The organism is Microbacterium koreense, assembly GCF_042677105.1.
Lineage (GTDB): Bacteria > Actinomycetota > Actinomycetes > Actinomycetales > Microbacteriaceae > Microbacterium > Microbacterium koreense.
In genome coordinates this window covers 783,860-798,111 of record NZ_JBHTIM010000001.1, presented here as the reverse complement: position 1 = coordinate 798,111, position 14,252 = coordinate 783,860, and the positions used below count along the sequence as shown (strand labels likewise).

General features: G+C 68.3%; 15 protein-coding genes and 3 tRNA genes. 4 read left to right on the top strand and 14 right to left on the bottom strand.

Going from position 1 to position 14,252, the window contains the following annotated elements; genetic code table 11:
* Positions 1-109: 109 nt before the first annotated feature.
* The 11 genes from ACFQZV_RS03610 to tilS all read right to left on the bottom strand — a co-directional run bounded on the left by ACFQZV_RS03610 (position 110) and on the right by tilS (position 10,003).
* Positions 110-664: a PH domain-containing protein gene (locus tag ACFQZV_RS03610; RefSeq protein WP_449288947.1), complete on the bottom strand. Its 555-nt coding sequence runs from the start codon at positions 662-664 to the stop codon at positions 110-112.
* A 127-nt stretch (positions 665-791) separates the two neighbouring features.
* Entirely contained in the window at positions 792-1,280 is a 489-nt protein-coding gene (locus ACFQZV_RS03605; protein WP_378750769.1) for a DUF3180 family protein, read from the bottom strand.
* Positions 1,277-1,813: a 2-amino-4-hydroxy-6-hydroxymethyldihydropteridine diphosphokinase gene (folK, locus tag ACFQZV_RS03600; protein ID WP_378750770.1), complete on the bottom strand. Its 537-nt coding sequence runs from the start codon at positions 1,811-1,813 to the stop codon at positions 1,277-1,279. The genes ACFQZV_RS03605 and folK overlap by 4 nt, the downstream gene beginning before the upstream one ends.
* Positions 1,810-2,979 carry a dihydropteroate synthase gene (gene folP, locus ACFQZV_RS03595; RefSeq protein WP_378750772.1) on the bottom strand — a complete coding sequence of 390 codons (1,170 nt, stop codon included), beginning with the start codon at positions 2,977-2,979 and terminating at the stop codon, positions 1,810-1,812. The genes folK and folP overlap by 4 nt, the downstream gene beginning before the upstream one ends.
* Positions 2,976-3,566, bottom strand: a complete 591-nt coding sequence (folE, locus tag ACFQZV_RS03590) for a GTP cyclohydrolase I (RefSeq protein ID WP_378750774.1) — start codon at positions 3,564-3,566, stop codon at positions 2,976-2,978. The genes folP and folE overlap by 4 nt, the downstream gene beginning before the upstream one ends.
* Positions 3,567-3,576: 10 nt before the next feature.
* Positions 3,577-5,580, bottom strand: coding sequence for an ATP-dependent zinc metalloprotease FtsH (gene ftsH, locus ACFQZV_RS03585; RefSeq protein ID WP_378750776.1), 2,004 nt, complete (start codon positions 5,578-5,580; stop codon positions 3,577-3,579).
* A gap of 136 nt (positions 5,581-5,716) precedes the next feature.
* Positions 5,717-6,268 carry a hypoxanthine phosphoribosyltransferase gene (hpt, locus tag ACFQZV_RS03580; protein WP_378750778.1) on the bottom strand — a complete coding sequence of 184 codons (552 nt, stop codon included), beginning with the start codon at positions 6,266-6,268 and terminating at the stop codon, positions 5,717-5,719.
* A gap of 9 nt (positions 6,269-6,277) precedes the next feature.
* Positions 6,278-6,787: a hypothetical protein gene (locus ACFQZV_RS03575; protein WP_378750780.1), complete on the bottom strand. Its 510-nt coding sequence runs from the start codon at positions 6,785-6,787 to the stop codon at positions 6,278-6,280.
* Positions 6,788-6,790: 3 nt separating this feature from the next.
* Positions 6,791-8,689 (bottom strand): alpha/beta hydrolase, encoded by a 1,899-nt coding sequence (locus ACFQZV_RS03570; protein WP_378750782.1) that lies wholly within the window; start codon positions 8,687-8,689, stop codon positions 6,791-6,793.
* Positions 8,686-8,955 (bottom strand): hypothetical protein, encoded by a 270-nt coding sequence (locus ACFQZV_RS03565; RefSeq protein ID WP_378783253.1) that lies wholly within the window; start codon positions 8,953-8,955, stop codon positions 8,686-8,688. The genes ACFQZV_RS03570 and ACFQZV_RS03565 overlap by 4 nt, the downstream gene beginning before the upstream one ends.
* A 67-nt stretch (positions 8,956-9,022) precedes the next feature.
* Entirely contained in the window at positions 9,023-10,003 is a 981-nt protein-coding gene (tilS, locus tag ACFQZV_RS03560; protein ID WP_378750786.1) for a tRNA lysidine(34) synthetase TilS, read from the bottom strand.
* 97 nt (positions 10,004-10,100) lie between these two features.
* On the opposite strand from tilS, the gene ppa reads away from it, so the two are divergent.
* Positions 10,101-10,634 carry an inorganic diphosphatase gene (gene ppa / locus ACFQZV_RS03555; protein WP_378750788.1) on the top strand — a complete coding sequence of 178 codons (534 nt, stop codon included), beginning with the start codon at positions 10,101-10,103 and terminating at the stop codon, positions 10,632-10,634.
* Positions 10,635-10,716: 82 nt separating this feature from the next.
* Here the strand turns inward: ppa and ACFQZV_RS03550 are convergent, their stop codons facing one another.
* Complete coding sequence (locus ACFQZV_RS03550) at positions 10,717-12,072, bottom strand: M23 family metallopeptidase (protein WP_378750790.1); 1,356 nt, start codon at positions 12,070-12,072, stop codon at positions 10,717-10,719.
* Between the two features lie 193 nt (positions 12,073-12,265).
* On the opposite strand from ACFQZV_RS03550, the gene ACFQZV_RS03545 reads away from it, so the two are divergent.
* The 3 genes from ACFQZV_RS03545 to ACFQZV_RS03535 all read left to right on the top strand — a co-directional run bounded on the left by ACFQZV_RS03545 (position 12,266) and on the right by ACFQZV_RS03535 (position 12,578).
* Positions 12,266-12,338, top strand: a tRNA-Glu gene (locus ACFQZV_RS03545).
* 28 nt (positions 12,339-12,366) lie between these two features.
* Positions 12,367-12,440: transfer RNA gene (locus ACFQZV_RS03540), tRNA-Asp, on the top strand.
* Positions 12,441-12,505: 65 nt separating this feature from the next.
* Positions 12,506-12,578 (top strand) — tRNA-Phe (locus ACFQZV_RS03535).
* Between the two features lie 224 nt (positions 12,579-12,802).
* Here the strand turns inward: ACFQZV_RS03535 and ACFQZV_RS03530 are convergent.
* On the bottom strand, positions 12,803-13,312 hold the full coding sequence (locus tag ACFQZV_RS03530) for a glycine cleavage system protein R (RefSeq protein WP_378750792.1): 510 nt from the start codon (positions 13,310-13,312) through the stop codon (positions 12,803-12,805).
* A 23-nt stretch (positions 13,313-13,335) separates the two neighbouring features.
* On the bottom strand, positions 13,336-13,998 hold the full coding sequence (locus tag ACFQZV_RS03525) for a DUF305 domain-containing protein (protein WP_378750794.1): 663 nt from the start codon (positions 13,996-13,998) through the stop codon (positions 13,336-13,338).
* Positions 13,999-14,252 lie beyond the last annotated feature (254 nt).

Sequence of the window (14,252 nt, the reverse complement as noted above, 5' to 3'; positions counted from 1 at the left end):
CCCTGCGACGCGGACGGGTCCGGATGCGACGTCCCGGCCGGCACAGACGGGTCCGGATGCGGCGGGCCCGCTGGCGCGGCATCGCCCGGCTCAGTGGGAGGGACCTCGGTCACAGCCCGGTCCGGCGTGTCTCGGCGACGTCGATGAGCGTGTCGCGGAGGCGTTCGGCGGCCTCCTGCGAGAGCCCCGGGATCGTCACCGCGGTCGTCGCAGCCGCGGTCACGAGCTTCAGCTGCGCGATCTTGAAGCCTCGGTCGAGAGGGCCGTGGGTGATGTCGACCAGTTGCATGCGCCCGTAAGGCACCGCGACGACGCGCTGCCACAGGATGCCGCGGCGGAACACGAGGTCGTCCTTGCGCAACTGGTAGCCGTACGACTTCGCCTGTCGCGGCGTGATGATCAGCATCCACACGATGATCACGGTCATGATGCCGCCGGGGATCCACGCCCATGCCTGGTTGAGCGCGAGGGTCAGGACGAGGGTAGCCGCGACGACGATCGCGAGGAAGATGCCGCTCGCGATCAGCTGGACGATGACGTACTGGCGCGCGAGCTGGTGCCAGGTGCCGTCACCGAGCGGCAACCGTGCCGCTGCGCGCGGCTCTTTGACGCGTTCGAAGGTGCCTGCGTCGAGGACGGGGTCGGGGCCGTGGTCCTCGGCGATGTGAGTGCTCGCGACCTCACCCGGAACCGTCCTCGCAGGCAGGGGCGACTCGGGCGCGCGTTGCTCGTATGCGACGGACGGGTCCGCCGGCGCGGCCGCGGCGTCGACGTTCGCCGGCTCTGAGCCCTTAGCGGATGCCGGGCTCGAGTCCGGGGTCGTCGCCTCCGGATTGCTGGTCATCGTCGTCCTTCCGAATGGTGCAGAGGTGTTCCGCGATGAGCGCGGCCACCACGAGAAGCCCCCCACAGACTGCCGTCATGATGACGGTCGCCATCGAGCCTACCGACGGCACGACCTGACGGGTCAGAAGGAACAGCAGCAGCCCTGCACCGAACCCGCCGAGCGCTGCGCCGACGATACTCGACGCCTTGGCGAGCACCGCGACACGCAATGCGCGAAACGGGTTGACGATCGTCCCCTTGCCGCGGGTGGCCCGTCGGATCGGGATCGCGAGGGCGAGCGAGAGACCGCCGAGAAGCACCAGGAGGATCGGCAGCGTGACGTCGGGGCGGAACGTGGCCCGACCCATGCTCGTGAGCACTTGGTCGAGCCCGAACCCGCCGACCATGCCCAGCAGGGCGGCGGCGATGAGGACGCCCGGTCCGGTGCGCGTCACGCCGTTCCCCTGAGCTCGGCGAGCAGGTCGTCGACACGACCGCGGCCGGGCAGTTCTGCGGCAGGATCGACGGCGAGCCACGGCACGAGCACGAAGTCGCGCTCGGCGGCGCGCGGGTGCGGAAGCGTCAACCGGGGGTCATCGCTGTGGAGGTCGCCGTAGGTGATGAGGTCGAGATCGAGCGTGCGATCCGCCCATCGCCGGCCGTCACGTTCACGGCCGTGGCGTTCCTCGATGGCGTGCAGATACCCGAGCAGCACCGAGGGCGCGAGACGCGTGGTGACCAGCGCGACCGCGTTGAGGTACCGGGGGGCGTCGGCATCCGGCCCTTCGGGCGTGAGTGCGACGGACTCCACGGGCGCCGACGCCCGCACCTCCTCCACGAGCGGAAGCGCGGCGAGATCGGCGATGGCGGCCGTGATGGTCGCGGCACGGTCGCCGAGGTTCGCCCCGAGCGCGACGACGGCGACGACGGATGCCGCATCCCGCCGCTCGGGAGAGCCTTCAGGCCCCTGCGCCAGCCGCCGGCTCACGCGTCACCCCGCCGGACCGTGACCGACACGTCGGAGAACGGGACGGTGATCGGTGCGGACGGTTTGTGGACGGTCACCGTCACGCCGCGCACGCGCTCGCGGGCCCGCAGGTCGTCGGCGATGCGCTCGGCGACCACCTCGATGAGGTCGGCGGGAGGTCCTTCGATGATCTCGACGATGCGCTCGGCGACCTCGCCGTAGTGCACGGTATCGGCGACGTCGTCGCTCGCAGCAGCCGGGGCGAGGTCGAGTCGCATCGTGACATCGACGATGAACTCCTGCCCTTCGCGTCGCTCGTCGTCGTAGACGCCATGGTGGCCGTAACCGCGCACCCCGGTCAGCGTGATCTCGTCCATCGGTCGCCCCTTTCTCGCGGGCCCGGCACCGCAGGCTGCGACGCGCAGGGCGTCACGGGTCGCGGTCACATCGTGCACGCGCACACCCCACACTCCTGCGCGCGCCGCCATGACGCTGGTCACCGCCGTGGCGAGGTCGCGCCGCGTCTCGGTGGCGTCCGCGCCGAGCACATCGGCGAGGAACCTCTTGCGGCTGGTCCCGACGAGCACGCGCGGCCCCAGCGCGACGAGTGTGTCGAGGCCGCGCAGGGTCTGCCAGTTCTGCTCGCCGCGCTTGCCGAACCCGATGCCCGGGTCGACGATGATGCGTTCTGGGCGGATGCCGGCCCCGACGGCCGCCGCGACGCGCTGTTGCAGTTCGCCGCGCACCTCGGCGACGACGTCGTCGTACACGGCAGGGGCATACATGTCGGCCGAGTGGCCGCGCCAGTGTCCGAGCACGACGTCGGCGTCGGTGGCTGCCACCGCCGTGAGCATGTCGGGGTCGGCGAGGCCGCCCGAGACGTCGTTGACGATCCGCGCTCCGGCGGCCACCGCAGCGACGGCGGTCTCGGCGTTCATCGTGTCGATGCTCACGAGGGCACCGTCCGCGGCGAGCGCAGCGACGACCGGCAGGGCGCGGTCGCGCTCGATGGCGGGGTCGACGCGGTCGGCACCGGGCCGCGTGGACTCTCCCCCGACGTCGACGATGTCGGCCCCGGCGGCCAGCAGGCTGCGCGCGTGGGCGGTCGCGGCATCCGCCGTCGCATAGCGACCGCCGTCGCTGAACGAATCGGGCGTCACATTGACGATGCCCATCACGAGGGTCATCGCGCGACCCCGCCGAGCAGGGCGATGATCTCGGCGCGGCCCGTAGGCTCGCTGAACTCGCCGCGCGCCGCGATCGTCACGGTCGACGCCGCCGACTGACGCTCGCCCCGCATGGTCACGCACTCGTGGACGGCGTCGAGAACGACGAGCACGCCACGCGTGTCGAGCGAGGCGTCGATCGCGTCGGCAATCTGCTCGCCGAGCCGCTCCTGCACCTGCGGGCGCGACGCGAGGATGTCGACCACGCGGGGGAGGGCGCCGAGGCCCACGACCTCCTCGCCCGGCAGATAGGCGATGTGCGCGTGGCCGCGGAAGGGCAGCAGGTGGTGTTCGCACACCGAGCGGAACCGGATGTCGCGCAGCATCACCGCACCGGACGGAAGCGTGTCGGGTGCGGGCCCGCGGGTCACCGAGATGGTGTGGGCCAGGGGCGCCGCCGCATCCATCCCCACGCCTGAGAAGAACTCGCCGTACGCGTCGGCGACCCGTTCGGGGGTCGTCCGCAGACCCGGGCGCTCGGGGTCTTCCCCGATCGCTTCGAGCAACTCACGGACCAGCGCGGCGACGCGCGGGCGATCGACGGCCACGCGAGTGAGCCTATGCCGTCGCGGGGCGTGTGTGCCCCTGCGGGCGACGCGCGGGAGCCTTCTCGGTCGCCTCGGTCTCGGCTTCGACGGATGCCGCGAGTCCCGCGTCGTCGCGACGCTTGGGCACGTCGATGGGCGGCTGCTGCGACACGGGCCGATCCTCGCTCGACAGCCACAGCGGTCGCCGCGGGAGCTTGTGCACATCCGCGAAGATCTCGCCGATCTCGAGGTGGTCGAGTGTCTCCTTCTCGAGCAACGCGAGAGCGAGCTTGTCGAGGATCGCGCGGTTCGCGTTGAGCACCTCGTACGCTTCGTTGTGTGCCTGCTCGAGCAGTTGGCGCACCTGCGCGTCGACCTGTTCTGCGACCCGCTCCGAGAAATCACGGCCGTGCCCCATGTCGCGCCCCATGAAGACCTCGCCCGAGGACTGTCCGAGCTTGACCGGACCGACATCGACCGTCATTCCGTACTCGGTGACCATCCGACGCGCGATGTTCGTGGCCTTCTCGATGTCATTCGACGCGCCCGTGGTCGGATCGTGGAAGATGATCTCTTCCGCGACGCGGCCGCCCATGGCCCAGGCAAGCTGATCCTGCAGCTCGTTGCGGGTGACCGAGTACTTGTCTTCGAGCGGCATCACCATCGTGTAGCCGAGGGCCTTTCCGCGCGGCAAGATCGTGATCTTCGTCACGGGGTCGGAGTGGTTCATCGCCGCCGCCACGAGCGCGTGCCCGCCCTCGTGGTAGGCGGTGATCAACTTCTCTTTGTCCTTCATGACGCGCGTCCGTCGCTGGGGGCCGGCGATGACGCGGTCGATCGCCTCGTCCAGTGCCCGGTTGTCGATCAGCTGGGCGTTGCTGCGCGCGGTGAGCAGGGCGGCCTCGTTGAGCACGTTGGCGAGGTCGGCACCGGTGAAACCGGGCGTCTTGCGCGCGACGACCTCGAGGTCGACGCTGTCGGCGAGGGGCTTGCCGCGCCCGTGCACGTCGAGGATCCGCTCGCGACCCTTGAGGTCGGGGGCGTCCACGCCGATCTGCCGGTCGAAACGACCGGGGCGCAGCAACGCCGGGTCGAGGATGTCGGGGCGGTTGGTCGCCGCGATGACGATGACGTTGACCTTGGGGTCGAAGCCGTCCATCTCGACCAGCATCTGGTTGAGGGTCTGCTCGCGCTCGTCGTGACCGCCGCCCATTCCGGCGCCGCGGTGGCGGCCGACGGCGTCGATCTCGTCGATGAAGATGATGGCGGGCGAATTCTCCTTGGCCTGGTTGAACAGGTCACGCACGCGGCTCGCGCCGACACCGACGAACATCTCGACGAAGTCCGATCCCGAGATCGAGTAGAACGGCACCCCGGCCTCGCCGGCGACGGCACGGGCGAGCAGGGTCTTTCCGGTTCCGGGCGGACCGTACAGCAGCACGCCCTTCGGGATGCGCGCACCCACGGCCTGGAACTTGGCGGGATCCTTCAGGAAGTCCTTGATCTCTTCGAGCTCTTCGATCGCTTCGTCCGAGCCCGCGACATCCTGGAACGTCACCTGCGGCATTTCCTTGGTGACGAGCTTCGCGCGGGACTTGCCGAACTGCATGACGCGCGATCCGCCGCCTTGCGCGCTGGACATGAGGAACCAGAAGAGCAGACCCAGCAGCAGGATCGGCAGCAGCAGCGAGAGGAACCCGTCGAAGAAGCTGGGGCGCGGCACGACGTCGTTGAACCCGTCGGAGGGGTCGGCGGCATTGATCGCGTCGACGACCTCTTCGGCGCGGGCACCGACGTAGTAGAACTGCACCTCTTCGGAACCTTCATAGGCGCTCGAGAGGGTCATATCGACGCGCTGGTCTCCGTCGGTCGTCGTGACCTCGGTGACCGTCCCGCCCTTGAGCAGTTCAAGTCCCTCTTGCGTGGAGATCTGCTTCGCCCCGCCGAGGCTCGAGATGAGCATGAAGCCCACGATGAGCAGCACGCCGATGAGCACGACGTAGACGAGGGGGTTGCGGGAGAGCTTCTTGAACATGGTGGCGGCGGGTGCCGGTCCCTTTCGTCGGACGAACCGTCGGCGCGCGGGCGCACCGGACAGTCCGAACAGGGTATCGCGGGCACCCTATGTCAGGACTGTGCATTCGCCCACGGCGTACGCCCCGCTCAAGCCGTCAGTTGTAGACGTGTGGCGCGAGTACCGCCACATCACGCAGGTTGCGGTACCGCTCGGCGTAGTCGAGTCCGTAACCCACCACGAAGTCATTCGGGATGTCGAAGCCGACGTATTTGCACGGCACCTCGACCTTCGCGGCATCCGGCTTGCGCAGCAGCGAGAAGACCTCGATCGATGCCGCGCCCCGCGATTCGAAGTTCTCAAGAAGCCAGCTGAGCGTCAGGCCTGAGTCGATGATGTCCTCGACGATCAGCACGTGCTTTCCGGCAAGTGGGGTGTCGAGGTCCTTGCGGATCTGCACGACGCCGCTCGATTTGGTCGATGCCCCGTACGACGAGACCGCCATCCAGTCCATCGGAGCGTGCATCGGCAGCGCCCGGGCGAAGTCGGCCATCACCATGATGGCGCCCTTGAGCACCCCGACGAGCAGCAGCTCTTTTCCGGCATAGTCCTCGGCCACTTGCGCCGCGATCTCATCGAGCTTCTCGCGGATCTGCTCCTCGGTGACGAGGACGTCGGTCAGGTCGTTCTGGATGTCGGCTGCCCGCATGAGGAGAGTCTATGACGGGGACTCGTTGTCACCGCGCACTGTCGTCGGACTGACGACGAGCACCCTGAGGATCTCCGCGAGGTCCGGCGCCGTCGGCACCCATGTCACCTCGATGTACCAGTCACCGCTGTCGAGCTCGTGACAGAACCCGTCTGTTATCCAGCCGTCGATCTCGCGCACGCGAGATCGGGTCCAGCCGTCTTCTTCGAGATGAGTGGCCACCGCCTCGAATGCGCGGGCCGACGCATCTGTCTCCGTCACGAGGTTGTAGTACGCCCGCGACTGCCACCACGCCGGCTGTGACGGTGAAGGTGAGCCCTCGACGGGGCCGAAGCGCGGTTCGGATTCGAGGAACGCGTCTTCGGCGATCAGGTCTTCTGGCACGACGGCGACGGTGTCGGCGAGGATGCGGTCAGCCTCGGCGTGGAACTCGTCGAGGCGGCTTTCTGCGGACATGGTGCATCCTCCGAGGGCGAGGGCGAGGACCGCGACAGCGAGCGCGGCGACGAGCCGGGACATGCGTCAGTCCACCTCGACGTAGGCGGGTTCATAGTCGCCGCGGTCGATCCCGTCGATCGTGATGGGGCGGCCACCGGCGATCATGATCTGGTCCTCGGCGTAGAGCTCTGCCTCGCGACCGGTGATCACGGCCACCATGTTGTCGAAGGCGGTCGATCCCGGTGTGTACAGCGAGCTATGACTGTCGATTGCGGCAGGCATGCCGTTGCCGGGGACGTTGTAGTCCTCGATATCGGTGCTGTTCGGGTCGGCGTCGTCGATCATTCCGGTTTCGAGCCGCGTGACCCCGTCAGCCGTGAGCGCCGACTGGCCGTGCAGGGCGTGCAGTTCGCCCTCGCGACCTTGGATGAGGCCCACGACCATGTCGTTGCGGCTCATCATCGCGTAGTGGGGCACCCCAGCAGTATGCGGGAAGTCGTCGAGATTCGAGACACCCTCGCCCATACCGGCGGCGGCGACATAGAGCACGCGGTCGGCTTTCAACCCCGCCGCCTCGGCCAGCCCGACGGTGGCGCCGCCGTAACTGTGGCCCACCACGGTCAGCGTGGCGCCCGCTGGCACGGCGACGCCGGCCGCGAAGTCACGCAGGCGTGGGGCGAGGTCGTGCGAGTACGACGTACTCATCGCTTCGGGGATCGATTGCGGGAAATGCCCGCCGGCCCACTGGAAGACGGCGGAGCGGGGACCCGCCGCTGCCTGCAGGTCGGCCGCGCGCGCATCGCCGAAGTCGGTGAGGTTCGAACCGGTACCCGGAACCGAGATCGCCACCGACTCGATTCCCGCAGGGATGTCCCCCGTCCGTGGATCGATCGGCCCGTGGTACGTCGCGATCGCCTGAGCCGATGGGTCGAAGACCACCACTCGCGCGCCGGTTTCGATGCTCGCCGCGCCCTGCTGGTCGGTCACCGTGACCTCCTGCGTCAGGAGCCCCTCGTAGTAGTCGATCATCCGCTGGTGCTCGGCTATCAGGTCGTCGTAGTGCCTGTCGACGGCGTCCCCGCTGTGGTAGGCGACCTCGAGCGCGTCATCACGCATCTCATCGAGCCGCGCCATCTCGGCCTCGTGCCCCGAGATCTCGTCGGCGATGGTGAGGTGGTTCGCCGCGATGCGATCGCCGAGCGGGATGCCGTCGAGGTTGCCGATCACCCGCGGCGATTGCTCGATGAGCGCTTCACGTCGCCTCGGGTCGAGGCTGTCCCACACCTCACGGATCAGCACCGGGTCACCGAGTGCGGCGATCTGGTGAGCGGTGAGGGCACCGGTGTCGCCCGCCCACAGCGCGGCGAGCGCTGCCGCGGCCGGCGCCGAGACGGGGTCATCACGCGTGATCTCCGCGATCAGTGGGATGCTCGCCAATCGACCGGCGGTCGCCCGGTCGAGTTCCTCACGCTCCTCGTGGAGCGCGTTGTAGACGGCGCGCGCGACACAGTAGTCGTCGATCGCCGTCTGCCAGTGGACCAGGTGGGCGTGATCGTCGAGGTACATCCACGACGGCACGACGTCGTCCCAGTCCAGCGTCCAGCCCAGAGCGAGGTCGGATGCCGCGTTCAGCGCCGCGTCCCTCCGCGCCCAGATGTCGGCGTAGTCACTGTGAGCCTGCGCGAGGGCCGCCGAAGCGCGCGTCTGCAGATCTTCGACGGCGAGGGCGTAGTCGTCCAGGATGACGGCGGCCGAGTCCGCCGCATCCGCCACCGCCGCGAAGCGGTCGGCGAGCACCGTCACCCGAGGGCGCAGCGCATCCACGCTGAGCGCCACCACCGGCGACAACGCCGGCAGACCCCGCAAGGCCGCCTCACGACGTTCACGCTCACCGGTCGCCCGAGCACGGAAGAACGCGGCAAGTCCGCGAATGGCATCGACGTCTCCCTGCCCAGGATCCGCGCCGATTCCCGGCAGCGTCACGACCGACCCCCCGCCATCTGTGTGTCGAGTTCACGCAGTTCCGCGTGCACGGTCTCGGTGTCGACGGCGAGTTGCGCCCCGACCTCGGCGAGCGCGACGATCGCGCCCCGAAACACGCCGTCGACGCCGACCAGGGCTGATTCGACGATCGCGGATCCGACGACGCCGAAGGCCGGACACACCATGTCGACCGCTGCGTCGCCCGCATCGCGAAGATGCGTCACCGCATCGGTGAAGTCGGAGTGTCGGAAGACGACGTCGGCCATGGTGGTGCCCACGGTATCGACCTGGTATGCGCGCCTGAATGGGTAGCGGTGCCCACGGCACCCTCTCTCACTCGCGTCGGGTGAACTCGATCGTTCCGGCGACCCGGCGGGCGCGGCATCCGGGAAGATCGATCGCCCCCTGTCCCGACCAGTGCGTGACGAGGCGGGCCACTGCGACCGTCTGCGTGCGCGTAAGGCTCTGATGGAACTCGCTGGCGACAACGTGTCGGATGATGCGGTGCCGTAGGGCGGCCGGGTTCGCGGCCAGCGCCGCCACCGAGACCGCGATCCCTGCTTCGGCAGGCTCGACGATGTCTTCGATCGTCTCGTCGATCATCTCGTCGAACGCCGCGGCATCCTCGCGGAGTTGCGTGGCGGTGCGCGCGAGCGCCTCGGCGATGCCGGGCCCGAGTTCGTCCTCCATTACCGGCAGGATGTGCCGGCGCACGCGGACGCGGGTGTAGCGGTCGTCGACGTTGTGCGGGTCATCCCAGGGCGTCAGGCCCTCGGCCACGCACGCGGCGCGTGTCGTTTCGCGGCGCACATCGAGGAGGGGCCTGATGAGCGCGATGCCGTCGAAGTCGCTCGTCGGCGACATTCCCTGCAGGCTCCCCGCCCCGGACCCGCGGGCGAGTCCGAGCAGAACAGTCTCGGCCTGGTCGTCGAGCGTGTGGGCCACCATCACGGCGTCGGCACCCTCCTCACGGGCGGCACCTCGCAAGGCCGTGTAGCGGGCCGAGCGCGCCGCGGCTTCGGGTCCACCCACGCTCGGGACCTCGACGCGCGCGACCCGGGCACGCAACCCCAGCCCTTCCGCCGCACGGGCTGCGGCTGCGGCGACCTCGGCGCTGCCGGATTGGAGCCCGTGGTCGATGACGACGGCGACCCCCCGCCCCGGCGCTTCGAACGCAACGGCCGCGGCCAGGGCGAGCGAGTCCGCCCCGCCCGACAGTCCGACGATGATCGTTCCCTCCGCAGGCAGATGCGCCCGCACGTTCCGTCGCACCTCGGCGACGGCGGGGTTCAGCCCCGGTCTGCGGTCATCCACGATTCCCACGGTAGTCCGCCGACGCACGGGTCAACCGGTCGTGGCGCCCCGGCTAGGCTGGTCGGCGGCATCCACCGACTTTCTAAGGAGCACCGACATGGGCGCGTACGACGCCGTCATCGAGATCCCGCGCGGCAGCCGGGTGAAGTACGAAGTCGACCACGGCACCGGCCGCGTCTTCCTCGACCGCGTGCTGTTCACCCCCATGGGCTACCCGAGCAACTACGGGTTCTTCGAGAACACCCTGGGTGAGGACGGCGACCCGCTCGACGTGCTCGTGCTGCTCGACCGCGACATCTACCCGGGTGTGCTCGCGAAGGTCCGCCCGGTCGGCGTGCTGAAGATGAGCGACGAGGCCGGCGGAGACGACAAGGTCGTGGCCGTTCTCGCCAAGGACCCGCGCTGGGCGCACATCCAGGACGTCGGCGACCTCGACGAGTGGACCAAGAACGAGATCGGCCACTTCTTCGAGCACTACAAAGATCTCGAGCCCGGCAAGTGGGTCAAGGTCGACGAATGGGCCGACGCCGCTGAGGCCGAGCGCCTGGTGAGCGAGGCGTTCGAGCGCTTCGCTGAGCACGAGGGCCAGACGAAGACGCAGGGTGAGGGCGAAGCCCCCAACTCTCTCTGAGTCTCAGACACGGAAGAGGTCGCGGCATCCGAGCGGATGCGGCGACCTCTGTCGTTTCAGTACGCGACGTCTCGGTGCGACGTCAAAGACGGATGCCGCGAGCCGCCATGAACGGCGAGGGATCGACCGTGCCGCTCGGGGTATAGACCTCGAAGTGCAGGTGGCATCCGAAAGAGTTGCCCGTCTGCCCCTCGCGGGCGATCAACTGGCCCGCGCTGACGTTCTGCCCCCAGCCGACGAGGATCTGTGATGCATGACCGTATCCCGTGCTGATGCCGTTGCCGTGATCGATGCGCACGTATTGGCCGTAGCCGCCGTACCACGTCGCGTAGGTGACCCGGCCGGCGGCGGCGGCGTAGATGCCGGCGCCGCAACCAGTGGCCATATCGACGCCGAGATGCCACCCGCTCGCGCAGTAGCCGTTGCCGCATTGGCTGTAGCGAGGGCCGTACCCGGAGGTCTTGCCTCCGGATGACGGACGCGCCCAGCCGCTGCCGCCGACGGAACCGCCGCCGCCACCGCTGTTCTGGCTCTGCTTCTCGGCCTCTTCTTTGGCCCGGCGTGCCGCCTCTTCTGCGCGTCGCCGCTCCTCTTCTTTGCGGATGCGCTCGCCTTCTTGATACTGGGCGACGGTCTTCTGGGTGGTATCCTGCAACGCCGCGAGCTGAGCCTGCAGCTCGCCCCGGTGCACCTCTTGCGTTGCGAGGGCCGCTGCGGCCGCCTCGGCGGCCTGCTGCGCGGCGATCATCTTCGATTCGGCGATCTTCTGCAGCCGGTCGCGTTCCGCCCGCTGCACCTCGGCCTGATCGGTGAGGTTCTGTGCCGCATCGCGGGCGGTGATCGCCTGGGCATACACGTCGTGGTTGCGCTCAAGCAGCTTGTCCATCGTGCCGAGCCGGTCCAGCAGCTCGTCGGCCGAGGCGGCCGAGCCCGAGAAGAAGAGTTCGAGGGCGGTGTCATCGCCTCCACTGCGGTACAGCTGAGCGGCGACCTTGCCGGCCTTCTCTGCAGCATCCTTCGCAGTGGCGGCCTGGGCATCCGCCTCGGCCTGCAGCTGTTCGGCGCGGAAGGCCGCGTCGGAGTAGTCCTGCTGCGCGACGAAGTACTCGTTCGCGGCTGCTTCAGCCGCGGCGTTCTTGGCCGCGACGTCAGCCTCGAGATCGCGGATGAGCTGCTGGATGCGGGCGATCTCGGCGTTCTTGGCGGACTCGTTCGCCTTCGCCCGCTCGACGTCTTCCCACGAGGGGTAGGTGGCGGCGAACGCCGGGGCGACGATCGGGCCTGCGAGTCCGGCCACGATGGCGGCGCCGAGTGCTCCGACCCCGAGCGCGGATCGGCGCGACAGGTGGGGCCAGAGGCGGCGTTTCTCGTCAGGCGAGGGAGCGCAATCGCACTCGGTGTGAGCCTGCTCGGCCTGCACGGCTCCCCCTCCCGTCATGAAACCGACGCTATTCACACTAGCAACATCGGTCACATCCGCAACGGTTTGCCAGGAATCCCCGCCTCGGCCGTGGCGGCCGCGGCGGGGGCCGACAGAGCGTCGCACGCTCGATTGGCGCATTGGCTGCGGATCTCGTATGCTTGAGCGTCGGTAAGCGTGAGCACCGGATCGCAGGATTCAGAGCTCATTCGGCCCCATCGTTTAGCGGCCTAGGACGCCGCCCTTTCACGGCGGTAGCACGGGTTCGAATCCCGTTGGGGTCACAAAAACCGCACACAACTCAATACGCATGGCCCTGTAGCGCAGTTGGTTAGCGTGCCGCCCTGTCACGGCGGAGGTCGCGGGTTCAAGTCCCGTCAGGGTCGCTCCGAGCGACAGCCCCTTCTCGGAGGGGCTTTCGTCTAGGACGCGGCGTCTTCGCATGCCGCGCGGCTCTGTAGCTCAGTTGGTAGAGCGCACGACTGAAAATCGTGAGGTCACGGGATCGACGCCCGTCGGAGCCACAAGGCTGATCATTACAATCGGCCCAGAAACCCTCGCCTAGCTTCTACATGGCGGGGGTTTTGCTTTGCCCCGGTGAGCGCACGACCCGTCGGCGGCGCCGCTATCAGTGGGTGCCGGCGAACTCGGCGGGCCGGCGAGAATTGGTTCTGAGCCCGAGAATCATCTGCGGCAGGCGATTCTCGCGGCGAAGACTGAGCCTCGCGGGTGGGTGAGTTGACGGGGGTCAGCCGGCGAGGGTGACATCGACCTGGAGCTCTGCGGCCAGTTTCTCGAGCGCGGCGGTGACCGCATCCAGATCGACGGATGCCGGAACGCTCGCGGTGACGGATGCCTCGAACAGGCGTCCGCCGAACATCGCCGCTTCTCGCGTCTCGGTGGTCATCCGCTCGATGCTCAGCCCGCTCTCGCGCAACACCGCGGTGATGTCGCGCACGATGCCGGCGTGGTCGTTGCCGAGCACGTCGATGGTCGCCGTCGGAGTCTCGGCATCCGCGCCGTCGTGGGATGCCTGCACCGCGATGGTGAGGAGTCCGTCGAGGACCCCGAGAGCGGCGCGCAGAGCGTCAGACCGATCGTCGGGCACCGACACCTCGACGATGCCCGCGAACGCCCCAGAGAGTTCGGCGAGTTCGCTGCGCTCCCAGTTTCCGCCGTGCTCGGCGATCACCTCCGCCAACTGCGCGACGATTCCCGCACGGTCGGCACCCACGACAGTCAAGACGAGCGTTGTCATGGCGCCAGCGTAGCGGCGGGCTGTCAGTCCATCGAGGCAAGCATCGTCCGCATCCGTCCGATCTCGATGTTCTGATCGGCCTCGACATGACGGGCGATCTGGTCGATGGCGGTCTCCTGCCCGCCGCCCGCCTCATACAGCTCGGTGACCATCGTGATCGCGCCCTGGTGGTGGATGATCATGTACTCGAGGAAGAGGCGGTCGAACTCAGCACCCCGAGCCGCCTCGAGCTCGGCGAGTTGCTCATCGGTCAAGATGCCGGGCATCGTCGCGATCGAGTGCCCCAGGTGGCCGCCGTCAGGGTCGCGTGCGGCCTCACCCCGCTGCTGCAGCCAGCTCTCCATCAGGTCCATCTCGTCGGTCTGGCTGACATCCATCCTCTCGGCGATCAACTGGAGGTCGGGATTGTCGGTGCGCTCGTCGACGTAGCCGGTCATGATCAATGCCTGCGAGTGGTGGTGGAGCATGTCACGCACGAACAACACGTCCGCTTCGACATAGGGCGCCGTGGTCAGCCCGGCGACTTCATCCGGACTCAGTGTGCGACCGTCCTCGCCTGGGGCGCCCAGTTGGATGACGGGCGCGGTCGAGGTCGGCGCGGGTTCGGCATCCGTCGTGCAAGCCGCGAGTACAGACGCGAGCACCACGAGCGTGGCAGCTGCCAACGTCTTCATCGAGGTCGACATTCAGGGGTGCCTCTCGTTCGGGGGTAGATCAATCATGCTGTGCATCCTGCTCGACGCACAGAAATCGAAACAGGAACTTAACGCAAACCGTAGACAGGATTCTCAGCAAATGGATAGATTCCAGAACATACAACTCCACATCCCCATGTATGCGAAGTGCGCCAATCCACCCGTACACGGTGGTCGAACTGCACTTCGGCCTACAACGTTCCGCAACAAATCGCTGATGAGAAGTCGAAACCGAAGGGCCCTCC

Coding starts and splice junctions, on each gene's coding strand:
- folP (WP_378750772.1), bottom strand. CDS start 2,979: ATGACCCTCGTGATGGGCATCGTCAATGTGACGCCCGATTCGTTCAGC.
- ftsH (WP_378750776.1), bottom strand. CDS start 5,580: ATGTTCAAGAAGCTCTCCCGCAACCCCCTCGTCTACGTCGTGCTCATC.
- ppa (WP_378750788.1), top strand. CDS start 10,101: ATGGGCGCGTACGACGCCGTCATCGAGATCCCGCGCGGCAGCCGGGTG.
- ACFQZV_RS03575 (WP_378750780.1), bottom strand. CDS start 6,787: ATGTCCCGGCTCGTCGCCGCGCTCGCTGTCGCGGTCCTCGCCCTCGCC.
- ACFQZV_RS03565 (WP_378783253.1), bottom strand. CDS start 8,955: ATGGCCGACGTCGTCTTCCGACACTCCGACTTCACCGATGCGGTGACG.
- ACFQZV_RS03550 (WP_378750790.1), bottom strand. CDS start 12,072: ATGACGGGAGGGGGAGCCGTGCAGGCCGAGCAGGCTCACACCGAGTGC.
- hpt (WP_378750778.1), bottom strand. CDS start 6,268: ATGCGGGCAGCCGACATCCAGAACGACCTGACCGACGTCCTCGTCACC.
- ACFQZV_RS03530 (WP_378750792.1), bottom strand. CDS start 13,312: ATGACAACGCTCGTCTTGACTGTCGTGGGTGCCGACCGTGCGGGAATC.
- ACFQZV_RS03525 (WP_378750794.1), bottom strand. CDS start 13,998: ATGTCGACCTCGATGAAGACGTTGGCAGCTGCCACGCTCGTGGTGCTC.